Origin of the sequence: uncultured Fibrella sp., assembly GCF_964250085.1 — a bacterium.
Lineage (GTDB): Bacteria > Bacteroidota > Bacteroidia > Cytophagales > Spirosomataceae > Fibrella.
In genome coordinates this window covers 53,479-79,372 of the sequence record NZ_CAXUEC010000011.1, presented here as the reverse complement: position 1 = coordinate 79,372, position 25,894 = coordinate 53,479, and the positions used below count along the sequence as shown (strand labels likewise).

General features: G+C 54.6%; 10 protein-coding genes. All 10 read right to left on the bottom strand.

The annotated features are described in order from the left end of the window. Window positions 1-8 precede the first annotated feature (8 nt). Window positions 9-3,266, bottom strand: a complete 3,258-nt coding sequence (locus tag ACFE8Q_RS26065) for a SusC/RagA family TonB-linked outer membrane protein (RefSeq protein WP_375448388.1) — start codon at window positions 3,264-3,266, stop codon at window positions 9-11. 573 nt (window positions 3,267-3,839) lie between these two features. Beyond that, entirely contained in the window at window positions 3,840-6,554 is a 2,715-nt protein-coding gene (locus tag ACFE8Q_RS26060; protein ID WP_375448387.1) for an RICIN domain-containing protein, read from the bottom strand. Between the two features lie 168 nt (window positions 6,555-6,722). Further along, window positions 6,723-8,753, bottom strand: a complete 2,031-nt coding sequence (locus ACFE8Q_RS26055) for a T9SS type A sorting domain-containing protein (RefSeq protein WP_375448386.1) — start codon at window positions 8,751-8,753, stop codon at window positions 6,723-6,725. A gap of 128 nt (window positions 8,754-8,881) precedes the next feature. After that, a complete protein-coding gene (locus ACFE8Q_RS26050; RefSeq protein ID WP_375448385.1) occupies window positions 8,882-14,074 on the bottom strand; it encodes a cellulose binding domain-containing protein in 5,193 nt (1,730 codons plus the stop codon). A 246-nt stretch (window positions 14,075-14,320) separates the two neighbouring features. After that, window positions 14,321-15,901 carry a RagB/SusD family nutrient uptake outer membrane protein gene (locus ACFE8Q_RS26045; protein WP_375448384.1) on the bottom strand — a complete coding sequence of 527 codons (1,581 nt, stop codon included), beginning with the start codon at window positions 15,899-15,901 and terminating at the stop codon, window positions 14,321-14,323. Between the two features lie 40 nt (window positions 15,902-15,941). Beyond that, a complete protein-coding gene (locus ACFE8Q_RS26040) occupies window positions 15,942-19,349 on the bottom strand; it encodes a TonB-dependent receptor (RefSeq protein ID WP_375448383.1) in 3,408 nt (1,135 codons plus the stop codon). A gap of 188 nt (window positions 19,350-19,537) precedes the next feature. Continuing rightward, window positions 19,538-20,602 carry a FecR family protein gene (locus tag ACFE8Q_RS26035; RefSeq protein ID WP_375448382.1) on the bottom strand — a complete coding sequence of 355 codons (1,065 nt, stop codon included), beginning with the start codon at window positions 20,600-20,602 and terminating at the stop codon, window positions 19,538-19,540. Window positions 20,603-20,752: 150 nt separating this feature from the next. Next, complete coding sequence (locus ACFE8Q_RS26030; protein WP_375448381.1) at window positions 20,753-21,379, bottom strand: RNA polymerase sigma factor; 627 nt, start codon at window positions 21,377-21,379, stop codon at window positions 20,753-20,755. A gap of 240 nt (window positions 21,380-21,619) precedes the next feature. Continuing rightward, on the bottom strand, window positions 21,620-23,620 hold the full coding sequence (locus ACFE8Q_RS26025) for a c-type cytochrome (protein ID WP_375448380.1): 2,001 nt from the start codon (window positions 23,618-23,620) through the stop codon (window positions 21,620-21,622). A 7-nt stretch (window positions 23,621-23,627) separates the two neighbouring features. Beyond that, window positions 23,628-25,517, bottom strand: coding sequence for a family 16 glycoside hydrolase (locus ACFE8Q_RS26020; protein WP_375448379.1), 1,890 nt, complete (start codon window positions 25,515-25,517; stop codon window positions 23,628-23,630). Window positions 25,518-25,894 lie beyond the last annotated feature (377 nt).

Sequence of the window (25,894 nt, the reverse complement as noted above, 5' to 3'; positions counted from 1 at the left end):
GTCAGCTATTAAAAGGTGATGTCAAGGCCGAAGTTGAATACCCGTTGCACCGGATACCAGGAACCGTCACCCTCCCGGATTTCGGGGTCTACGTCGGCATCGTTGAGTTTATCCCAGGTTAGCAGGTTCAGTCCCTGGGCGTAGGCACGCACACTGAGCAGGTTGATGCGTTGGAGCAATTTTTTGGGGATGTTGAACCCAACTTCCACCGTTTTCATCCGCAGGTAACTGGCATCGTAGAGAAATAGGCTGCTGTAGGGATTCTTATTGTTGGTATACTCACCATAGTGCAGAGCTGGGTACGTCGCCGTAGCGGCTGTAGCGGGTGTCCATCGGTTGAGGTGCATGGGTTTCACCTTGCCGTATTTATCCTGCGAAAACAGGGGGAAATCATACACCGCCGGACCGCTCAACTGCACGGATGCACGGCTTGCTCCCTGAAACAGAACACTGAAATCAAAATTCCGGAATCGCCCACCCACCGGAATCCCAAACATCAGTTCCGGGTTGCGGGGGTTGCCCAGGGCTACCCGGTCACCGAGGTCATTGATAACGCCGTCGCCGTTGACGTCTTTATACACCACATCACCCGGCCCAACCGTACCCCAGGGTTGGAAACCGGCTCCGTTATTGCGGCCATTAAGTTCAGCGGCTTCAGCAGCGTTGGCCACAAAATGATCGACGATGTAGTTGAAATGCTCACCTATGCGTTTGCCGGTATTGGCCCGGTCTGGTGAGGCATACGGCACTTCATTGGCAAAAATGATCTTGTTTCTGGCAAACGTCAGGTTTGGCTTGAGGTAGTACGAAAAATGCTTCCCTACTGACCCCGACCAGCCTATCTCAAACTCAATGCCCTTATTATCGACAATTCCGGAATTGACATAAGGCGCGCTTTTGCCCACAACAGTAGGAAAACCCAGCTTGTCGCCCTGACCCAGGTCGGTGATGATGTCGTAACGGTGTTCGTGGAACGCATCGACGGTCAGGGTCAGTTTTTTAAATAGCGTAGCGTCGATGCCGATGTTGGCTTTTCGCGCTTTTTCCCAGGTAAGGTTTTCGTTGGCGAGGTTGCCTTCGCGCAGACCGCCGCCTGCCCCCGAACCGAAGTTATCGGTACCAAACGAATAATCACCCCCGCCCCCGTAGTATTGGAGGTACACAAACCGGGCGTTGTTAGGAACTCGGTCGCTCCCTACCAATCCGTATGATCCTCTGATTTTCAAGTTACTAACCCAGGGAAGGTTACTCATGAACGACTCACGAGAAAGCACCCAGCCCGCCGACACCGCCGGAAAAAACCCGTATCGGCGGCCCTTGGCAAAATTTTCGGAGCCGTTGAAGGCTGCGTTGAACTCAAGCAGATACCGGTCGTCGTAGCCGTAGGTAACGCGGCTGGTCAGGCCCTGATACACGAACGGAACCTGGTTGTCGATGAGCCGCTTCGACCGATTGAATAGCAACAGGCCGGTTACGTTGTGCAGACCAAAGCTGCGAAGGTATTCCAACTTTAACTGGGTTGAACTGCGGCTATCGCTGGGGTTGCGGCTCGACGAGTTGCCCAGGGTCTGATCAGTATCGTAGCGGTTGGCGCGTTCGTAGCGGCCCGTAAAAATGCCGGGTGTGCGGTACACGTCGATGCCGCCAACAGGCACTACAGTGGCGTAGCCCGGATACTGCCGGTAGCCTTCGTTATACGTATCCACCTGCCGGTACACCCAGATTCCTTCGGACGAATCGTACCCAAAAAGCCCTTCAATTTTCAGGCCTGGCGTGATAAAATCCAGTTGATGACCCAGCACAAATGAACCGTTCAGGTACGTGTTTTTCTCGTTCAGAAAACCGGTCCGGCTGAGTTCGCCCAGGATATTGAAGCGGTAAATCTGATCGCCGAACAGCGCACCCGCGGGGTTGTTGGCAAAGATCTGCGCATTGTCGGGGTTGTCATTGGTAGGTAACACGATGGGCAGATAAGAGGGCTGAGTGTTGGCCAGTTCTACAATGCGGGCTGCCGTGGTGCCGGGCGCGTTGCGATCGGTAATACGGGCGCCAAGGTCGAGGCGGGCGTAAAAACTCTTGGTAATGTCGATGTCGATATTTGACCGGAAATTGTAGCGTTTAAAGACCGCCTGCGTATTATTCGCCCCCAGATCGGTATGCTTGTAGTTGCCATCCTGCTGAAAATAATTGGCCAGTACGAAGTACCGCGCACGCTCTGATCCGCCACTGATATTCAGGCTGTGGTCCTGCTGCACACCGGGTTTGAAAGCATAATCGAAATAATCCCAGTTGTAGCCCAGCCCATCGGAATTATCACCTTTGGCCCGCCGGAAACTGTCGATGGCCTGGTTTGAAAACAGATTGAGCGTAGTTGGGTCAGCCCCCCGGTTGTTGTTGATAATAGCTTCGTTATACAACTGCGCGTAGTCGGCCGACCCCAGGTACGTTGGGAACTTCACCGGCTGGTTGATCCCCATCGACGTCTTGAAATTAACTAGGGCTTTGTCCTGCACCTTACCGCGTTTGGTCGTAATCAGGATCACGCCGTTGGCCCCCCGAACCCCAAACGGAGCCGTTGACGAGGCATCTTTCAGAATGGTAAAGGTTTCGATCTCCGAAGGAGCCAGATAATCCATGCTCCGTTCCAGTCCGTCGATAATCACAATCGGGGCTTGGTCGCCGTAGGTGCCGGTTCCCCGGATATAGATATTGCTTTTATCGACGCCCGGTTCCCCCCCGGCAAACTGATTGGCAAACAACCCCGGCATGCGGCCCGCCAGCGAATTGGTCAGGTTGGCGGTGGGGCTTTGCAGCAGGTCGCGGGTGGTGATGGTAGCCAGCGAGCCGGTCAGAGTGGCCTTACGCTGTGTGCCATACCCCACCACGACCACCTCATTCAGTGCCTGATTATCGGGCTGGAGCGACACGGTAATTGTCGACTGGTTACCAACGCTTGCTTCCTGCCGCTGGTAGCCCAGGAAGCTGAAAACCAGTGTAGCATTGGCGTTGGGTACCTCGATTCGGTACTGCCCATTGGCATCGCTGTTGGTACCGCGGTTGCTGCCTTTGACCACGATGCTGACGCCCGGAAGACCCGCCCCTTTTTCATCGAGCACCCTGCCGGTAATGGTGATATCAACCGTTGGGGCTGCGTAGCGAATGTCGGGTGGGCTGGCTGGCCTGAAGCGTACGGAATTGCGCTCTTCCGCAAACAACAGATTCGTGCTGAATACCAGCGCGGTAACTGTTAGTAAGTGTGTCGTCATAACGGTTTATTAGGGTTTGGAAGTTTTTACAAAAGCATTTGTGGATAAGCCGACAATCCAGCCTTGCCCATAAAGGCAATTCACTGCTTCAGTACTTTCATCGTTCGGGTCTACTCACCAACCTGCACCTTCAGTATCTACAAGTCTGAAGTCAGATTGAGGATGACCGGCGAGTTGAAACTGTTCTGTGTCTGATAAGTGGCCCGTGCGGGCTGTTTCATTCTGCTGGAAGCAGGGTTTTAGAGAATGATTTAAGAGGTGCTACTATCGTCCTGCTCTGCCCATAAGCTGCACTACTCAGCTCTCTGCTGCCTAGACTCAAATACACTGTGTAGGCACCAAGCACAATCGGCAACGCTGCCGAGTCGTAAAGGAGCACACCGCTACAGTTATGAACGGTTACGTTTGCCTGGTCTCCTGAGATGTCGTGGTTAGAAAAACCGATGTGGGTTACCCTACAAACTAATCGGCTTGGGTCGGTCAGTTTGTAGGGTAACAGGCTAGAAGAGGATAAACAGACCCGACTGAATCAATCGAGTCTGTCGGTATTACTAACCTATGATATATAAGCTCTCATTGCTTGAGTACCTTTAGCGTATGCATGTGTTGCCCAGTCTGCACTTTCAAAATGTATAATCCCGGAGTGAGTTTTTCAATATTAATGGGCGTGTTGAACCGGGCCTGCTGGTTATGCGTCACTTGTCCACCGACGTTGTAGAAGGTGACGCCCATAGCATCGGTTGAATCACCATAGCGTATCGTCAGGTACGTACCTGACGGGTTGGGGTAAACGATCATTTCCGTCTCTACGCTCACTGGCTCAGCCGACAATCGGCCTCCCGATGCTCGTTTAATGAATTTAAATTTCTGAGCGGGCGAATTATTGGCGGCCCAAAGCTGCACTTTAGCCCCGTCGGTCGTGCTCGAACCGGAAATGTCTAAGACCGACGTTGTGCTGTAGCTGGGCTGGATAGTGAAATAACCTCCGCCAGCGTCGGCCAGCTTGTACTTTTGTGCCCCCGTCCCGTTATCGGTGTAAATCTGTACCTGACTCCCGTCAGCCGTGCCGGAGTTCGCAATATCCATGGCCGTACCGGTCGCATTTTGGGGTATGAGTTTATAATAACCGCTGCCCACATCGACTGCTTTCCATCGCTGCGCATTCGACGCGTTCGACGTCCAGAGTTGTACTTTAGTGCCGGGTGTCGAGTTGCCCCCCGCTACGTCCAACACTTTTCCCGCAGCCAATGCCGATTCGATTTCATAGATGGCGTTGTTTTCAAGGGCGGATGAAAAAGAAAAAGTTAACTCCGACGCCTGAAGTATGGGTGCCCCGTTGGTTGCGGAGATGACCCAGCGGTAATACTGGTAAGCGGTGTTGTTGGTGAAGGTGAACGAGCGGGTCTGGTTGCGGCCCGACCAGCTTTGCCCGCTTTGCGTGTCGAGCGTTACCCAGCTACCATCGGCACCCGTGTTTGACCCCAGCAGTGTCCAGTTTCTGGGATCGCGACCCGGCTCATCATTGCCAGACGTGATGTCGTACTTGTTCCAGACCTTCGCCGCGCTGTACTTGAACTGCACCCAGGATGTGCTTGCCGCATGGAGCCACTTCGAGTTCAGATTTCCATCGTGAATCTTATCAATGCCTTCGTTGTTGGCCGCGTTGTCGCCCTGGGCCGTCACCAGCGGGTCAGCCACAGGCGGCGAGCTGTTCTGAATGCCTACCTGCCAAGGCGCGACGCCGTACTCCGAAGCACCCAGGTCAGGCGCTGCCCCGGCGAAGCCATCGGTGATACCCGCGATCACCCCGCCCTTGTCCACCACGAAGCTACTCTGGGAAATGGCCGCGAAATACGGAAACGGCTTATTGCCCGACAGGGTCAGGCCCGGACTGCTGGTGTAGGCGTTCGTGCCTAGCGTGTTCACGTTTCTGAATACGTTGCGGTCTACCGTACCCGTGTAGCTGCCGTTGGCCAGCACATTGACGGCGGTGCCCGTCTGGTTCACAAACACGTTGTTTTTGATTTGCAGATTCCCCCAGGGTTTTTCCAAGCCTTTGCCCCACAGTTTCAGCAGCGGATACGCCCGGTTGGTGTATACAAGGGTGTTGTTGTAGATAGCCAGGTCATCGCAGCCACCCCACGACAGATAAAGGCCCAGCGAATACAGGTTGTCCACATTCACGTCGTACAGAATGGTGTTGTGGTGCATCGTCACGCTTTTGTTGCGGTTACCCTCATCCCACTGGGCGAATGGATACACCCCACCCCGCATATAATTGTGGTCAATCTCGATGTAATTCGTATTGACCTCGATGCCGTAGGCAATATCCCACATATCGAACAGGTTGTGGTGGACCCGCCAGCTTTGGCCACTGCTGCCGCCCCGCCCCTGGGTCAGCGAAATGCTGTTGTTAACCTGGCAGTTGCGGATTTCGCAGTTCAGTACAGGGCACCAGTTGCTTTCGATGGTGATACCCGGTGAACTCCAGTTGTTCCAGGCACCCATTGAGCTGACCCTCACCGAGGTATTCCAGATTTTGAGTTCCGTAACCAGTTCCCCCGGCAGATTGTAGTAGTTGCCGGAATCGGTGGCATCGGGGTGAATGTCGCGGATGCCGTAAGAGCCATCGCGGGCTTCGGGGGCTATCTGGTTGATATCGCAGTCGTGAATCGAGAGCCGGGTGTCGCCGAAATAAAAAATGTTGGACCCGCTGCTCATGATCTCGGTATTGGGAAACCCATTGTCGACGAACACGCTCTGGCCGATCTCCACGTCGGTGGAGCGGGCCACGTAGATGCCGCCGTAGTTAAAGTGCTTGACCGCCAGATTGACAAAGTGCACGTTGTTGGTGCCGGGAGCGAAAATGGCTCCGTGAATTTGGTGATTAGCCCCTTCGAGGGTGAACTGACTCAAGGTCTGATTTTTGCCATTCGGCAGTTGTAACAGAAACTTGTCGTGGTGGGTGTTGTAAATGGGTTGTTGCAAGGCGTAATAAGTGGCACTACTACCGGTAATAATGGTATTGCCTACCCCTGCGCCCGTGATGTTCACGCCCGACGGTACGGTAAGAATTGCATTCTCACTAAACGTACCGGCTCCAACGCGAATCGTATGCCCTTGGTTGGCCTGTACACTGGCGAACGCCTTGGCCAGCGTTTTCCAGGCCTGTGCTGTGCTGGTTCCACTGTTGTTATCGTTGCCGGTCGTGCTGACGTAGTAATCGGTCGCCCAACCTGTCGATACAGTGCTGGTCAGGAACAGGAGGCAGAATATGGTTCTGCTCAACAGAGTACGTAAAACGTGATGCATTGTTTCGATACACATGGAACTAATCGTTTAGTTGAAGGTTTTCGAATAGGTTTCAAAAAGCCGTGGATAGACAATTAGCAAGCGAAGGTTTAGAGAGCTTATCGGGGGCAGTCTACACAAAGCGTACCGACTGCCCCCGTTTCGTTATTGCTTGAGCAACTTCAGCGTGTAGGCCCGTTGCCCGGTTTGCACCCGGAGCAGGTACAGGCCCGGCGTGAGCGTCTCTGTGCTGACGGGGCTGTTGAAGAGAGTTTGCCGGTTCTGAATAACCCGCCCCGAAACAGTCAGGAAAGTGAGCATAATAGATTCTGTTGAGTTGCCCTGCCTTACGGTTAGATAAGTACTTGCCGGATTAGGGTATATATCGACAGGTAGGCTCTCAGCAGATCCGGTCTGGTCTGGCGTCAAAGTACCGCTTGGCTGCGCCAAACTATTCTGCAGGTAATCGTAAGCACCCAGATCAATAGGGATATTGTCATCTGTTATTGATCTACCAGTTCCTATGGCCAGACTGCCCGGAGTTAACTCAAAAAAAGGTTTCGGCTTAATTCCTGAAAGATTTAATATGGATGATGCTGATTCGCCAGCGTCTACTACCACTGCCTCAGCTCCGAAAGGTGCGAATTTGTAAAATAAGTTATTGCGAACATCCGGTGAGTCAAATGCATCAAGTCCCGGAAGCTCATTTAGTCCACCGGACCTGTCGCTAACGAATACGTTATTTCTGATCTCCGCGCCCGTTCCTTTTTTCTTCTCTATATCAAATTCAAATAAACGTGTTAGGCCCTGTGTGTCGTATATCGTGTTGTTGTAGAACTTGAAGTCTTTGGGAAACGAGGTATATTCAAAAAGGGGATGAGGAACATCTCCTGAACCCTCCGGGTTACGTGCCGAAGGGGACTCAAATACGTTGTGGTGAAACTTTTGATTTATCCACTCTTCACTTAGGGAACGATCACCAGTTTGCCGAAATAAAAAGCCACCAATCACATAATTATGATCGAACTCGAAGTTTGGCGCATTGGATTCTACCGCATATTTATTTCCATACGAGCTTAGATCGAACACATTGTTATAGACGCGAATGGGTCCAATCGATTCAAAAAGTATAGGTGATATTCCGTTATTCAGGATGTTGTCGAAAATGTTCCAGTTACCAGCGGCAGAACCAAAGCCTTCGATACTAAAACCAGCCGTTTCCCCAAGACCTGTATCCCAAGTACCAAAAGTGGGTGTGCTAATGGTGTTGCTGTAAATACTGGTGTTAATAGAGGTGAACCCAGCCGATGAGTTAATCTTTCCTGTACCATCCAGAGTAGGCCACTCTCCATTACCATACGTTCGTGGCTTATCGTCACCTGGAAAGAGGTATATGGGCAAGTTAGTCATGCCGTAAGCACCTATATCGTTCGGGCTTTCTTCTGTAATTACATTATGATGAATGGAGGCGTTGTTTAATTGGTTGTACATGATGGCCCCAAACGACTTATACTTATTACCGAAGGTGTTATTTTTTAATTCTAAAAAACTCATTTCGACATGGTTCACTTTGGGTATCCAGATCGCATTGAAATGAAAATCTCTAATCTCGACACTTGTGATTCGTATGTATTTTACATCATTTCCAAAAATGCCCCCGTGTCCTTTTTTGATTTCGCCTTGAAGGTTGGTTCCCGTGAGCGAAAAATTAGCGATTTCCTGATACTTATCAGGCGTTCCGCCTCCTCCAGTTGTCAGCTGAATGCTAAAGAACTCTGGGCGTGCATAGTATGCCTCATAACCAGGCTTATCTGCGTATTCCTCCTTACCGTCGTAATAACCAGACCTATTTTCAGCAGTGGCGAAGTCATAGTATCGGTTTATCCGAATGGTCGTGACCCCAATTCCTAATCCGATTAGGCTTACTCCACTGGGTAGTACTAGGTAGTCACTTTCATTGAATGTGCCCGCAGACAGCCGAATGGTATGCCCCTGATCGGGAGCCACAGAACGTAACGCCCTATCGATAGTCTGCCAGGCTTGGCTGGGGCTGGTGCCATCATTGTCGTTGTTTCCATCTATACTAACGTAGTAGTCGGCTGCTTGAAGCGATGTTGCTGTGGCGATGAGCACCAGTAAGCTCAACAGAATATTTTTCAGCCCGCTGACTGGTTGATTGACCTTTTTGTTAGACATGATTCTAATCGTTTAAGAAAAGATTTTGAACAAGTTTCAAAAAGCCGTGGATAGACAATTAGCAAGCGAAGGTTTAGAGAGCTTATCGGGGGCAGTCTACACAAAGCGTACCGACTGCCCCCGTTTCGTTATTGCTTGAGCAACTTCAGCGTGTAGGCCCGTTGCCCGGTTTGCACCCGGAGCAGGTACAGGCCCGGCGTGAGCGTCTCTGTGCTGACGGGGCTGTTGAACTGGATACGTTGTTGCTGCACCATCTGCCCGCCGATGCCGTAGATGGTCAGGTCAACGGCCTCCGTTGATTCGCCCTGCCGCAGGATGATGTACGAACTGGCCGGGTTAGGATACACATCCACGGTGAGGGTTTCCGCTACCGGCTCGGCCATCAGCCGTCCACCCGATTTGGGTTCGGTTCCCCATACCAACTGCCCTTTGTAATAGACCGTTACGCGGTCGTTATCGGCTAGTGGGGCAGCTGCTTTGTATGAGTAGTCATTGGCTTCGTTGAAGTTCGACCAGTCGGATTTGGCAATGCGGTACTGGACAGTGCCCGTTGTGCTGGCTCCGTATAACGAACCCAGCGTAGAGTCGAACTGCATTTCAATGTAAGTATCGGCTCCTGGCAATGCCGGGCTGGGGCGCACAAACCGGGTTTTCACCTTCGCGCTGCCCAGGGGCGTATAGTCGATCCAGGCGGTCAGGGGCTGAGTGCCTTCCGCCGTGAACCAGTAGCGAACGCTCAGGTCCTTGTAAGCCACCGGTACGTTTCCCGTGTTGCTGAGAGCCAGGTACGTGCTGATCTGGTTGCCCGTGGTTTTGTTGTTGCGGTTCTGGGTTTGGACCGTCAGTTTCAGGGCCGATGCGACCGGAGCGGGTTCGGTGCCCCACACCAACTGCCCATTGCGGTACACCGTGATCTTCTGGTTGGCGGTGTAAGCGTTGTTGGCCGCAAACGAATAATCGTCGCTCTGGTTGAAATTGGTGTAATCCTGTTTGGCAAACCGCGACTGGATAGGCCCGGAATTAGCTCCCAGTGATCCCGCCGATGGATCAAAACTATACTCGACGTAGCCATCGGCACCCGCGCGAGCACCTTCCGGACGGACATAATTCGCCTTCACCTTACCGTTGCCAAGCTGGGCATAATCGATAAACGTGTTGATGGGCGCGAACTGCTCGGCGGTAAACCAGTAGCGTACCGTCACTTGATTGTAGGGGACGGGTGTACCACCGGTGTTGGTCAGTTGCAAATTGGGCCGAATCTGATTGCTGGTTGCCTGACCATTGGATGCGTCCTGGTGCAGTAGACTCAGTTTAATGGACTGATCACTTTCATACGCTCCCATATCCGGGGCTGTTCCCTTGAAGCCGTTCGTAAACGGAGCCAGCACGACGCCCGCGTCCACCGCTGGGCTACCAACTGCCAACTCAAAAAATGGGGTTGGCTTGTTGCCGGCTGCTTTCAGGATGGTGCTGATGGGCTGGCTGGTTGGTACCACCACTGGGTTCACACCGAACGGATCGGCATTGTAGAACAGATTGTTGGCAAAGGCGGGCGTGTTGGGCGTGAAGCCAAAGTTATCCGCTGGAAACCAGTTTCCTCGTGGGCCTTTCGTACTGATAAAGACGTTGTTCTTCACCTCAAAGCCAACCGTTGGCGGGGCTTCCCTCAGCGTTACGAACCGGTTGAAGAGCCTCGGTGCGCCCTGCGTATCCAGAATCGTGTTGTTGTAGAATTTAAAATTCGTGGCATAGGTCCCGAAGTAAATTACGGGCTGGTCGGCGCGGGGGCTGAAGAACGTGTTGTGATGAATCCAGGCGTTTTCATTGACCCGGTTGTCGAACTGGTTAATGGGGAACACGCCCCCGCTGATGTAGTTGTGATCGAACTCCACCCGCGACGAATTTAACTCCAGTGCGTACCGGTAGTCGCCCCGTTCCCCGCCCAAATCGAACACGTTATCGTGGATGCGGAAAGTGCGTTCCTCGCCGTTGGTGATGCCCGGCAGCGGGTTACAGACCAGCGAAATATTGTTGTTCAACTGGTTTTCGTAAATCTCCCAGTTTTTGGTGTTGATATTGACAACCTCGATGGTGATGGCGGGCTGGCCAATCTGCCACGTACCCCGCTCCAGCACGGTGAGCTTGTTACGGTAGATTTTTACGTTCTCAGCCACAAAATACTCCGGGTTCCCCCCGTCGCCGTCGCTCAGCGCGTCAATGGCGTAGGCGCCCTGCGGATAACCGTTTACGTCGGTGATGGTGAAGGTTTCTTCGATCACGTTGTCGTGAATTGATGCGTCGTCGATGTCCAGCAGCAGCAGGTTGCCGACCGCCCGTTCTACGTTGCCCCAGGCGTTGTTTTTGAGGGTGCTGTTTTTAAGCTCGACTCGTTGCGCCGAAGGCAGCCACAGGCCCGTCCACCGAAAATTCGTGATCGTCACGTCGTCAAAAATGGCATCGCTCAGGTTTGCCGTGTAAATACCGGCGTGGGTTTTCTTGTCCTGCCCGTCAAGGGTAAACCCTTTCACCAGTATGCCACTGGTACGCAGTATGTGCAGCGCAAACCGGTCTTTACGCCCACCCCAACTCCCGTAGCCCTGGTTATCCTGTGGGTTCTTACGGAGGTCGTAAAAGTTGTTCACCTTAATCGTGGTTTTGCCCGAGCCTGCCCCCAGCAGGCTAGTGCCCGTAGGGAGTATGATGGGGCCGGGCGTCGTGCTGCCCGCGTAGACGCTGTCCTCCACAAACGTGCCTTCACCTAATTGAATGGTATTGGGCTGGCCGGGTACTACCTGCTTCGTGGCATAACGCAGCGTCCGCCAGGGCTTAGCCGACGAGCCGTCGCCGGTGGCATCGTTACCCGACAGCGATACGTACACCGTGCGGGCGGGCTGAGCAACGGCAACGCTAGCCGTGGTCGAGACGGTAGCCGTGGGGCAACCCGCTGACGTTTGCCGACGCGTGTAGATCGTATAATTGCCTGGTGCGAGGTTCCGCAGGGCGTTGTCTTTACTAAAGGTCAGGCCGTTAGTGCTGTACTCGAGCCGATTATTGACACCCGCTACGCTGGCTTTGATGAAAATAATCCCTTTGGTTTGCCCGGCGGGCGAACTTTGGGTGTTGACAGCCTCGACAACGGGACTCTGCGTACAAAGATTTTCGGGAAACACCAGTTCAAAGGGATACACTAAGTTCCGGCCCTGGTAAAATCCGTCGGGCAGATTGGGCAGGCAACCGATACCCGAAAAATCAATGGTTAGCCGGAACCCGGTATCAAAGCCGTCGCCGGGGTTAAAGAAAAAGTTGTCAGGCAACCGGGGCAGACACAACAGTTTCGTCGTGAAACTACCGTCGAACTTGGCCAGCGTAGCCGGGAAGGCGGGCAGGCTGGTCAGGAGGGCATTGTTGCGTACACTGAGGAACCGCAGGTTTTTCGGCAATGGAGGCAGGGTGGTCAAATCCTGCCGAAACAAATCCAGAATCTCCAGATTGATGAAGCCCTGAATGCCCTCAATGGTCGTCAGCCGGGGTTTGGTGCTGTAGGGGCCATCGGTGGCCCCCCACTTGCCAAACTCAAGCTTGGGTACGTAGGCAGCCAGTGGGGTAAGCGTGTTGTTACCCGCCGGACCAATGAGCTTTGGGTACAGCGTTCGGATGGCATCGGCGAAGTTAGGGTCGTTGATGGTCACTGGATTGCCAATCTGGGTGGCCGTGGGTGTGGTCGCCACGTACGGAAGACTCTGGGCCGATTTGTTTTCCCAGCTATCCAACGCGGTGGCGGTGATGGTGTAGGAGGTGGCCGGGTCTAAGTCGGTAAACCGGTAACGGGGGGTGAGCGTGGTGCCAACTAAGGTGCCGTTCAGGTAAACTTCATACTCCGTAACCCCGCTGTTGTCAGTTGATGCCTGCCAGCTTACCGACAGGGAGACTGGCGTGGCACTGACGGTGCTGAAACTGGTGGGCACGGTGGGGGATTGGCTATCGGGGGTTGCTTTCAGGAACAGCAGTTCCGAGAGTTGTATGCCCGTACTGCCGTTGTTGGCCGTGATATTGAACCGATAATATGAATAAGCGGTCGTGTTGGCAAATTGAAACCGCCGAAGCTGGTTGCGGCGGGGCCACGACTGCCCGGTTTTTGTGCTGAGCGTCGTCCAGTTGGTACCGTCGTTAGAGACCTGAATTTGCCAGTCTTTGGGGTCGCGGTCGGGCGCGTCGTTGCCCGACGTGACGTAGTAGGCGTTGTATACCTGGGGAGGGTCAACGGCAAACTGCACCCACGAGGTCGGTGAGCCATCGAGCCACTTGGACCCCTGATCGCCGTCGGCCACTTTATCGACTCCTTCGTTGGGCGGGTTGCCGCCCCGCGCCGTCACCGTCACTACGGGCGGCAACTGGGCCTGTGTTCCCAGAAATAACTCGGCCAGTTGCAGCAGCGGTGCCCCGTTATTGGCCGTGATATTGAGCTTGTAGTAGGTGTAGGCCGTGGTGTTGGTGAATTTGTATGCCTTCACCTGTTTGCGCCCCGACCAAGTTTGAGCGGTTTTAGTGTCGAGCGTTGTCCAAGTCATACCATCGTTGGAGCCTTGCAGGGTCCAGTCTTTTGGGTCACGGCCCGGTTCATCGTTGCCCGACGTCAAGGCATAGCCAGTCCAGGTCTGTGGGCTAGTATAAGCAAACTGCACAAATGAAGTCGGCGACCGGTCGAGCCATTTAGTGTCAGGATTGCCGTCGTACACCCGGTCGATAGTTTCGCCGGGTGGGTTGTCACCCCGCGCCGTAACCGCCACATCCGGCGTTAGCAGATCAGTAGTGGTTAGTTGGAGTTCCGACAACTGAACCAGGGGTGCCCCGTTATTCAAGGTTATGTCGAGCTTATAGTACCGGTAAGCAGTGGTATTGGCAAACGAGAACGAACGCTTCTGCACCCGCCCCGACCAGGCTTGTCCGGTTTTGGTATCGAGCGTTGTCCAAGTCATACCATCGTTGGAGCCTTGCAGGGTCCAGTTTTTGGGGTCACGTTCCGGCGCGTCGTCGCCCGATACCAGAACGTAGGCCGTCCAGATCTGGGGCACGTTATAGGCAAACTGCACGAAAGACGTGGGCGATAAGTCAAGCCATTTTGTGCTGAAACTACCATCCGTGAGCTTGTCGACCCCTTCGTTAGGCGGATTTTCGCCCCGCGCCGTCACCACTACGTCGGGACCGGTGGCGGTAGTGGGAGCAAGCGGCAAGCGCGGGCTGGCCTGCACCAGGCGGGCACTGAACGACACCAGAACCAGCAGGATCAGGTACGTCGTTCGCAGCAGGGAGAAAGTCTTCATGGTGATAACTGGGAAAATAATTGGTTGATACGGATTGGCTGCACCGTCCGAACAGTCGGGTCAGCATCATCGAGAACGAGTGGAGAGAAGCAGGCAAAGCAGTAGCTAACCCATCGCCCGGCGACGAACCGGCAATGAGCAGTCAAGGCACCAGAAAGTGAATAGAATGGGCCTAAATCAGGCGTATCGGCGGGCTGCTAACCGATACGCCTGTTCGGGTGTGGGGCGTGTTTTGCGAAGGGCGCTTTAGTTCCAGTTATTGGCTACGTCGCCCGCTACGCCGGGATTCGTGTCGATTTCTTGTAACGGAATGGGAAACAGCAGGTGCTTGTCTTCAAACGATTGCGGCCGCCCGCGCTGCTGCAATTCGGCATTGAGTACCTGTTTGGCCGTGCCCCAGCGTTTCAGATCAGCGTACCGATGCTCTTCACCAATCAGTTCGAGCAGCCGTTCACGTTTTAGCAAATCGGTAGCCTGGGCCTGGCTGTAGGTTTTGGTATAGGCAAACGCCCCAATGCGGGTACGTACCCGGTTAATGAGCACCATACCTTCCGCCACTTTGTTCTGAAAAATCAGGGCCTCAGCCCGCATCAGCAGTACGTCGGCGTAGCGGATGACCCGGTAATTGTTGTTTGATTGCAACGTGTTTTCGCCAGGCTTGTATTCATAGTTCTGGTACTTACGGAACCAGAAGCCGTTCTTGCCCTTGAAGTCGAAAGATTGCATTTTTTGGTCTTTGCACTGATCGCACCAGGTCAGGTCGCCCAGTTGCAGGGTATCGCCCCCCGCCGGTCGGCCATAAAACGTCAGGGCAGCCCGTGGATCGACGTATAGCTTGCCCGCTTCACTGGTATAGACAAAGTCGCGAACCCGTTGGGGCGAAAACTTCCAGTTCGACCAGTCGTTGAAGCCGTACAATTGCGGGCGGGCCGTATGTACGCTAGGCTGACCAGCCGCAGCCGTTTCCTGATTATCGACGAATGTGCCCCAAATGAAGCTATTGCTAAACCAGTGGTGCTGCACCTCGAACACGCCCTCTATGTTGTTCTTGTTGGTTTCGCCAAAGTTATCGTTCCACTGGCTACCGGGCAGCAGGTCATACATCCCGCCGTTCGCTTTGTCGAGCTTGGCGAACTGCGCTTCAGCGTTAGCGTAATCCTTGTTGAAGAGGTACTTCTTACCCAGCACCGCAATAGCAGCTCCTTTGGTGACCCGGCCAATGTCGTCGCCCTGATAGCTCACCGGCAGGCCGACAATGGCTGCTTCAAGGTCGGATTGCACCTGTTTCCAGACCTCCTCAACGGGTGCGCGCTGGGCGTTCACATTATTTGACTGATCGAAGGTGGTGCGCAGGGGTACCCGGCCCCAGTAGTAGGCTAGCTGAAAATACGCCCAGCCCCGCATGAACTTGGCTTCAGCAATCAGCCGCGCCACAGTAGGGTCTTTGGTCGCGGCATAGACGGCATTCCCCTTGTCGATGGCGAGATTGGCCCGCAGAATAATCCGGTACAGCGACTTCCACATCACCGTCAAATAGCCGTTGTTATTTAGTATCGTGTAGTTCCATGCCTGAATGGCATCGCCTTCGTTGGAGCCACCCGGCCCGGCATCGTATTCGTTGCCCAGCGCGTCAAACACCACGTGCCACTGCCACTGAAACAGCCCTTTGAAATACAAACCCGCGTAGGTAGCCGTCACAGCTTCGGAAATCGAGGCCGGAGTAGTAAAGTAGTTGGCTGCGTCGTAAGACGACGGGTTGGGGTAATCAACGATGTCGGCGCAGCTCGTCAGCAGAACGGTCAGGCAAACAATAATGTACTTTTTCATAAGAACGCTTGATTAAGCGATGAAATAAATAATGAATGGATCAGAAGTCGAGTTTGAGGCCCAACACCACCTGACGGTTACTCGGAAAACCACCGCCTGCGTAGCCGCGTTGCTTGTTGTCGCCACCTACCTCAGGGTCGAAGCCGGTAAACCGGGTGAACGTCAGCAGGTTGAACGAACTGACGTAGAACCGCACGTTGCTCGTCTCGCGTAGGCCAATCCGACCCAGCAGGGCGGGTGACAGCCGGTAGCCCAGCGACACCTGTTTCAGCCGCAGGTACGCCCCATCTTCCACTTTCAGCGTCGACATCCGGTTGTTACCCGCCGGGTCTAGGTAAATAGCGCGGGGAACAATGCCGTTGCCCTGATCCGTTTCGCTACGCCAGCGGTTGAGCACGTAGGTTTCCGCGTTCTGCACGATAACCATACCCCGCGTACTGCCATAGTTGGCGAGGTAAAGCTGGTTGCCCCCCACGCCCTGAAACAAGACGTTCAGGTCAAAGCCTTTGTAGCCCAGCGTCACGTTGGCCCCGTAGGTATGGGTTGGAATAGCGTTACCAATCCGGGTACGGTCGTTGGTCGTAATTTGCCCGTCGCCGTCTAGGTCGCGAAACCGCACGTCGCCCGCCGAAGTGGAACTCTCCTGAAAAAAGTCCTTTCCTTTTTCTTTGGCAGTCGCATTGGCCTGGTCAATCTCGGCTTTAGTGCGATAAATACCATCGGCGATGTAGCCGTATAAATAGCCAACCGGGTTGCCAGTATCCGTGCGCGATACATCCTGAACGAATGGCTGACCGGCTCCTAATGAAGTTACGTTGTTTTTCACCAGCGTCAGGTTTGCCGACACCGAATAGGAAAACTGGCCGACCCGGTTCTGGTACGTACCTAGAAACTCGAAGCCCCGGTTGTTGATCGTGGCCGCGTTGACGGTGGCATCACCCCCGCCCTGGTTACCCCCGTAGCCCAGCGAAATGGGTTGCGGCACCGGCAACAGGATGTCATTGGTGTTTTTGTTGAAGTAATCGACCGTGAACGAAAGCCGGTCGCCGAAGAAGCCAACGTCTAAGCCGATGTTTGTGCTGCTGAGGCTTTCCCACTTGATTTTCGACGAGGCATCGGTATACACCGTCGCGCCTTTGTTAAGTACGTCGCTGTTTACACCCGATGGCCAGTAGGTGTCGGTGTGCACCTGCGAGCTGTATTTGAAGGGGCCGCCCGTGTTGTCATTGCCCACCAAGCCGTACCCCGCCCGCAGTTTCAACTGGCTCAGGTTGGGAATGCGCCCTTGCAGAAACGGCTCCTCGTGAATTTTCCAGGCAACGGCCATCGAGGGGAAATACCCCCAGCGGTTCGACGGGGCGAAGTTAGCCGAGGTGTTGGCCCGGAAGTTGGCCGTCAGTAGGTAGCGGTCCTTGAAGCCGTAGGTAACCCGTCCAAAGTAGGAGAAGATGGCACTTTTGCCGTAGCCCTGCGTTCCCGGCAGAATCACCGAAACGGCATTGAGACCCAGCACGTCGTACCGTTCGCCGATGAAGTCCCGACCGGATGCTCCCGTCGAACGGCTTTCTCCGGTTTGCAGCGTAGTACCGCCCAGCACCGAGAAGTTGTGCGCGCCAATGTCTTTGGTATAGGTCAGGATGTTCTCCAGTGTGGGGTAGAACCCGTAGCCTGCCCCCTGGCTGAAGTTACTCGGATTCACCTGCACGCCCCCGTCGATAGTGCGGGGGTTGAAGCCCCACGTATTAAAATAATTACCGTTTAGCCCGGCCTGTAGGCGATAAACCAATCCCCGAATTGGTTCCACTTCGGCAAAGCCATTCACCTGGTAATTGAAGTCTTTACTATCCCCTCTGCCCAGTATGCCATTGATGGGATTGTACTGATCGGTCAGGTCGGCACTGCGGTCCACGTTGGTCGTTCCCCAGGGGTTGTTGGCGTCATAAGGAGACAAGTAAGGGGGGTAAGATAGCCGTTGCTGTCCGTCGCCCACCTGACGGCCCGTGTTGTAATTGTAAATCAGGCTTAGGTTGGTGCCTAACCGCAGCCAGGGAGTCAGGTTGAAGTTGTTTTTGGCTCGCAGCCCATACGTGCGGTTGACAGCATCACCCACCTGCACCGGCGTGTTTCGCTTATACACCAGCGATACGAAATAGTTGCTTTTTTCCGAGCCGCCCGAAAAGTTGACGTTATGCTCCTGAAAGTACCCCGTCTTCTGCGTGGCATCCTGCCAGTTGGTGCGGTCAATCAAGACATCGTCTGAGAGAATCTTGGCCGACAGATCGGCGGCTTTACCCGCGTTGGTGTACATCTCTTTAACAAGATCCACGTACTGCCGAGCGTTGAGCACGTCAAGTTTACGGATAGGATTCTGAAAACCGCCGAACGAATTGACCGACACCCGAACCGGTCCGGCCTTCCCCGTTTTGGTCGTAACCAAAATAACTCCGTTGGCCCCCTGTACCCCGTAGATAGCCGTGGCCGAGGCATCTTTCAACACTTCAATCCGCTCGATGTCGTTGGCGTTGACGGTGCCTAAGTTGCCGCCGATGATGCCGTCGATGACAAACAGCGGATCAGTGCCGTAAAAGCTCGTCACGCCCCGGATACGAATTTGATCGCCAGTGATGTCTAAGCCAGCCACCCGGCCCTGCAATAGCGACGCGGGCGAACCCGACACCCGGTCGCCGAACTCTTTAGCCGTTACCGAACCCACTGCGCCGGTCAGGTCGCTTTTCTTGACCGAGCCGTAACCCACCACGACCACTTCATCAAGGGAATTCTGGGCCGTGGCCAACCGTATCTCGAACGTAGTGCGGGCACCGACGACCACTTCCTGCGGGGCATAGCCGATGTAGGAAAACACCAGCACCGCCCTTTCGTCGGGCACCTCTAAGCTAAACGTACCGTCGGCCTGCGTAGCCGTACCCCGGCTGGTTCCCTTCAGCGTGACGTTGACGCCGGGCAGAGCTTCGGCCTTGTCGGCTGACGTCACCTTCCCCTGCACCCGAATCGTGGCCAGTTCGTATTTCGCTTCATCCGGGACAGGCGTCGGCAGCAACTGCCCCGTCGACTCCGGTCCGGGCTTCATCTTCGATAGAAAAATCTGCCCGTTGGTCAGTTCATACCGGATGTTAAGGGGTGTCAGCAGCCGCGTCAGCACGGACGCCAGCGATTCGCGTTCGGCCCGGATGCTCACTGGTTGTTCCAAACGGATCACGCTGCGGCTGTAGGCGAAGCGGGCTTGCGTGGTTGTTTCCAATTTGCGGAGTACGTCTCGTAGGGGCGCGTTGATCAGTTGCAGGCTGACATCACGGTTAAGAATATCCTGTCCCGAAGAGGGAACGGCGTAGCTGACTGCCGCGCATAATAAGGTGACTAATAGGGGCGTAATCGTCAGGCGCATGAGCGTAAGAAGAAGACCATGCTTGCGATGGAAAAATCTTTTCATACTTTTACTTTTAGACTGATGGTGAAAAACTTGGGCAACAAGAAGCCTTCCCGCGCTGGCAGGCGTGGTCTGGAAGGCCGTCGGTCAATGGTCAGGCGTGCTGATACCACGCCTGATTTTTTAACCCATTTTAGGGCGATGATAAGCGGAGCGTCAGGTTCATATACAGGGGATTTAGTGGCAATAAATCAGGGTTGACAGCCTTCGCCCGTCAGAACGACGCGATCACCCTCCAGGGCGTATTGAGTATTGAGCAATTTGTTAATCTGCTCCAGGATTTCGGCCAGACGCTGATGCTTGAAATCAACCGTCAGGCGGCAGTTAGCCATCTGCGGATTGGCTAAACGGACCTGAACGGCGAAAATCTGCTCTAACTGCTGCGCCACGTCGCTGAGGGTAGCGTCGTTGAAGGACAGCGAAACGGGTTGCCAGGTTTCCTGCTTCGTGATCTTGGTCGGCACGCTCGTGGCTTCCAACCGCTGCTCGGTTACCGCAAATACGGCCCGTTGTTGCGGAACAAGCGTAACGGTTTCTATCCTGCCGTTTTTAGCCGGGGCACTCACCGTCACCCGGCCAGTCACTACGGCTACGGCGTAGGTTTCGGTGCCCGGATTGGCCTTTACGTTGAAGCTCGTGCCCAGCACCCGTGTCCGCATCGGTCCCGACTCGATGGTAAACGGTCGGGCGGCATCTTTAGCCACGTCAAAGAAGCCTTCCCCCGTAAACTGCACCGTTCGGGCTGTAGCAGCGAACTGCCGGGGGTAGCTCAGACGGGCACCGGGCGTCATCCAGACGGTGCTACCGTCGGGTATCCGTTGCGCCCGGACCTGCTGCGTGTGGTTTACTACGTTGATTTGTGCCGACAGGGCAGTCTGCTCAGTGCGGTTAGTACTGGCTAAGCGCGACCATAGACCGATACCCAGCACGAGCAATACCGTTGCTGCGGCTGCGGCCCAACCCCACTGCCAAAGCGGTCTGACGGGTGTCGGTCTGGTAACTGCCACAGACTGGCCAAGGCGAGCCTGAATGGCCTGCCAGTCCTGATCAATCTCCGCCTGGGTAGTAACGTCTTGCTGCGCGATTAACTCCTGGACTAAGGCACGCGCCTGCCGAACCTCAGCTTGTTTAGCGGGATGTTGCTGTAGCCACGTTTGCCAGAATGCCTCCGCCTGGGCATCCGGTGCTTTTACCCACGCAATAAAGGCGGGGTCGGTAATGAACTCTCGGACAGTGTATTGATGATAAGGGGTCATTAGGAACGGCTTTCATCGGTATAGTACCGAAGAGCCAACCATTTATCCCTAAAAATTTACGTTTTTTTAGGTTAAATGCTATCCGATTGGAATAATACAGTTAGACAGGTCTGCTATTCGACCAAAACGCTACTTAACCTTAAAATAATACTATCTTATAAAAAATAAAAAATTGGGTATGCATAGTAATCCTACAGTGACCAACAGATAGCTGGTTTCCCAACCCATCGACTGCCCTTTTAGGTTATCAACCGCTTTGTAGATAAGTTTATAAACCGACTCAGGGGTTATACCCATGATGTCAGCAATTTCCTGTGTGGGTAGCTCACTATAATACTTCAGGAAAATAACTTCGCGCTGCCGGGGGGGCAGTTTATCAACGGCGCTGGCTACGCGCTCCCGTACCGACCCCTGCGTTTGGTGTTCGATCAACTGCGCTTCGCAGGAAGGCTCACTCAGCGAGGGGTAGTCGGCATCCACGGGTAGTTCAGCAAACTGGGTACGGGCGGTGGTTTGCCGGAGCAATTGACGCCGGACCGCCACCATCATGTACCCTTTAACGGATTTCACCGGGGGAAGCGTAGTTCGTCCCGACCAGAGTTGCACGAACAGATCCTGCACTACGTCGCGCACCAATTCTTTATTGGGTACCAGCCGGTATCCGTAGTTCACCAGCACGCGGGCGTGTTGATTATAGAGCCGGGTAAACGCGGCTGCGTCTCCCTGCTTCAACAGCAGCCAGTCAGCCGAAATGTCCGCAGGGAGTTCCTGTATCATCCGTTCACTTTTCTGTGCAATTTAATTATACAATGATTCATTAGAAAGAAAAATAGATTTTCTGCACTTTAAATGTAAGGTTTAGTTGACTGATTACCAGCAAACGAATCAGACCGATACTAGCGAGCCCCTCAAATGAATATAGTCTCCTAGCCACTGGCTAGCCGGGTATCCGGGTCAGCCAATAGCCGGGAGACTATATGAAGGTGCCTATCTTGTTAATACACTATCAGGCAGGCATTAGGGTTTGGGTACGTTGTTTCCCTTGCTACCAGCCGCCGGTGTCAGGGAGTTGATCCAGGCGGCAATCTTCAATGCATCGGTGCGGGGTACTTGCGGCATGGGCGGCATTTCCGTGGCGTAGTCGGGCCAGTTGGCTGGCTTAGGATTGTAGATTAGCTCTACCAATTGCTCGTTGGTGTATCTCCGCTTTGCCACGTCAGTGTAGGCGGGGCCAACCTGCCGCTTGTCTGTCTGATGGCAGGCCAGGCACGTATGCCGTGTCAACAGGCCTTTGACCTCCGCGTAGGTGGGTGCCTGTGCTACCGTCACGGCTTGCCCTCCGATAGGGGTTGGTTTGTTGCCCTTTGAGAAACTGTTACGCGCCGAGACGGCTACAACCTGTTTACCTGTCAGCGTTTTGCCCGCAGGAGCCGCCGAGTTCGTCGTGCTGACCTCCGCCAGGGTCAGCTTTTCTCCGTCGGGTATGCTGTTGAGCGTGTAGTAGGCCACCGGGTGAACCAGCGCGTAACTGCCCTCCTGCCCGCGAATTCCGTCGAGCGTCAACTGATGAATGTAATACCGACGCAACTTACCCACAATTAACCTGGCCCGTAGTCCGTCCGGCGATACCCGTACTCCCGTTAACGGCAGGGTTTCTTTATTGATCGGTGGGCTACCGTATACGGGATGGTATTTATAAATAAAGCTATCGACCTGATAGGAAGCCAGGTCACCCGCCGACTTAGGGTCAACTGGTTTGGTAAATTCGACTTCAAAGCCGTCGGGCATAGCTTTTACGGTGCGTATCTCAAACGGCACCTGACCGGTCCAGGTTAGTCGTTGCAGCCCCTCGTTGGCATCACCCGCCGACCCCCAGCCCCGGTTGGTTTCCCCCACGAACAGCGAACCATCGTGGCCCCATGCCAGTCGTAACACGCCCGACCGGAAGCCGCTACGAAACTCAACAGCCCCGCCCTGGTATTCCCCGTTTATCTTCTCCATGAATACCCGTGAAATCTTGCTCATCCCCTGATCGCCCACCAGTAGCTGACCAGTAAATGGCCCGAATGTACCAGCCGGAATTTCCAGAATCTCGGAATTCGAGATACCCAGAATGCCATGCGGTAGCCACACGGCGGGGGTCTGAATGGTTACGTCGGGAAACAATGCTTTTAGTGCGTAAAATGGCGTTGGCGTTTCGTTGGCGATGTTTTCGGGTTTAATGGCCCGGCCCTGCTCGTCTTTCCGCCGTCGCTCATCCACCTTGGCATCAAACTGCTCGGTTGTCAGTTTAACAGGCGAGTTGACCGCGCCCGTCCAACGCAGGCCTGCCGGATGGCCCACGAAAGCCCCCCGCTTAACGTGCACGATGCCGCCTGACCCTATCCAATCGCCCTGATTATCGGCGTAGAACAGTTCTCCGTCGATCATCCCCAGCCCGGCGGGCGAACGCATACCTGTGGCCCAGGGTTGCATTTGACCCGTCTCCGAAATCTTCATTGTCCAGCCGCGCCACGGCACCCGGCTTTCACCCCGATACCACTCTTCGTCGCCAAAGGCTACGTTACCCGTCACGAAAAACTGCCCGTCGGGCGCGATTTTAGGGCCAAAACTATATTCGTGGTAGTGGCCCGACAGCGGCCAGGCATACACCGTCTCAAACACGTCGGCCTTGCCGTTTTGGTCGGTGTCCACGAGCCTGGTCAGCTCGCCCCGTTGAGCGCAGTAGAGGGATCCGTCTTTGTACGCCAGGCCCAGAATCTCGTGCAATCCTGATGCGAATTTGCGGAAGTAGGGTTTACGGCTGGCCGGGTTTTCCACGATCCAGACCTCGCCCCGGCGTGTCGCCACGCCGAGATCGCCGTTAGGCAGAGTGGTTAAGCCCCCCACTTCGAGCAGCGTGCCTTCGGGAGCCGACACTTTTAGTATCTTGAAAAAATCGTCCTCTTTGGGTGATTCCTGCGCCCGGGCGGCCTTGAGGGTGGCCAGCGCAAGGCAAATGGTTAGAATAGTTTTCATGAAGGTGTTAGAACAGGATAGAATACACAATGCGGCTGGTCACAGGTACAATCAGTTCCTGCCGACCGCCTGCGTCGCGCACGGTTGGTTTGGTGCCGCCGAGGTCGTCAACGCGCACGTACTGCTGCTCATCAATAAGATAAAGGTCGTCTTCGAGCGCACGAATGCGGGTGCCCGTGGCCAATTGGGCGTAAAGGGTCGAGGCAAGGGGGTTGACTGCCTGGTTCGTTATCGATACGGTCCGCTGAACGCCTTTGCTATCGGGCAGCACCCGGATGCAATCGTCGAGGGTCAGGCCGAAACTCTGGTAGCGAAAGGTAGGCCGGTCGTCGGCATCGAGCACATACCCACGTGGCCGAAAACCCGACCCTATAGTGTCGGCGGGCCAGTTGGTTTGAGGAGAAGTCAGCCGGGCAACAGTGAGCGACAACGCACCCAGCGGCACAACCATGCCCAACGGGCGGGCCGAGCCGTCGCCCCGGTCGTGCCACATCGGTGTGGCATCGAGAAACTGCCCCCGCCAGACCTGCACCAACGTTCCCTTGTCCAGATCATAAGTGTAATGCACCCCGTCGGGGCTACCGACTGATACGGCGTGGGTAATGCGCACGGTTTTAGGGACCTGGTTTTTTGTTGAGGTCGATACCGGTACGTCCACGAAACTCCGCAAAACGGTGGTCGTGGGCGTTTCCACCCGAATAGGGTCTACTTCTTCCCCCTCCTCCCGGCTATCGCCCGACAGGGTAAACGCCCGGATGCCCGGCCCGGCAATGGTCAGCCCTACCGAAGGTTTAGCCCAGTCAACGAGTTTGGCGTAATACAACTCAATCGGTACGTCGCCTTTGGGCAGCGTAACCGGACCACCGCCAGCCCACCAGCCCAGGTCGCCCAGGGATTGCCCATTGACGCGCAGTCGACCGCTGCCGCCCGGTACGGCTATGTCGAAACGGTACTCGCCGGGTTCGTGCACCCGGAGTGTACCCATATAGTGAAGCGCGAACTCGTTATTCAGGCGGCTCACCGAGGCCGTAAGCTGCTCGGAATCTCCCTGCGTGTCGGGCTTTAGCTGAGCAAACACCGGCTCTTTTTCGTAGCGACCTTTATATACCGCGTAGGTCAGACCGAGGAGTTGAGGGCGTGGTTTGTCGAAACTGACGTACCGGATATTGCGAAACGCGACCGCCCCGTGATCGCCCTGAAACAGCAATGGGCCGGTAGCGGCTTCCTCAGTAAAGGCAGATCCACGGGTGGGGCCGGTTAGTTCTACGTTCTCATGAATGACTACGCCGTTCAGTTCCACGTGCAGCAATCGGGCATTTTGGGTCTTTTTTCCCTCAGCGTTAAAGCGGGGTGCCTGAAACGAAATACGCAGGTGCTGCCACAGGCCTGGCGCACGGCTGGCGTTCTGCCGGGCGGGGTGGCCATCGTACCCCTCGCGGCCTTGGCCCCGGCTGTCGTCCCAGCGTTCATAAATTGAGCCGTTATCGCTGGCTTTGGGGGTGCGTACCGTCCAGCTATCGAGCAACTGCACCTCGTAGCGACCCTGTAAATACAGCCCCGAATTGGCACCGGAGGCCATCAGGTAATCAAAATCAATGTCCGCGTCGCCATGCTCAAACAAGGTGGCGAGGTTAGCGTTGGGGTTGCTTAGCGCAACAGATACCGGACTATTGACCAGCACACCGGTCCCGCCCTCGGTCAGTAACGTGTTTGGTTTGGTCAGCTCCGCACGAACACCGCCGACAATCCGCCAATTGGGGGCCGTTGGTTTAAACGCGCTCAGGTCGTTAAGGGCTAAGGAGGTGCCCGGTGGAGCTTGCGCTACGGCGTACGTTGGGAATGAACATGAAAAACCAAGTAGCCAGCTAAGACCGGCAACTACTATCTTTTTTCGCATACGTAGGACGAGCTTATAGGTACGTTGCCACCATAACACACTGTGTGACTCTGCCAGGCAATCTATTCGTATAGTACAGTTAGCCGTAGGAATTATCCCTTTACCCGTGCATCGTTCGTTTACATCATCGCCAAAATAAACTTATCGCCTTGAGCTAAATGGCTGAAAACGGGCCGGATGTCCCTGTTGGGTAGCGGATCAGTTGGTGGAGCCGCTTAGCTTCCATTCCCGCTGTCAGCGTTTTTATAGAGAGTTTATGTACGTATTTACATCAGTGACAAACCGATCCGTATCCGTGTAAGAGGGTTTGTGCCCTGATTGATTATACAAAATTAGCCTGACTTTATTTGCCGCTAACTGTGAAAAAACAATCGACG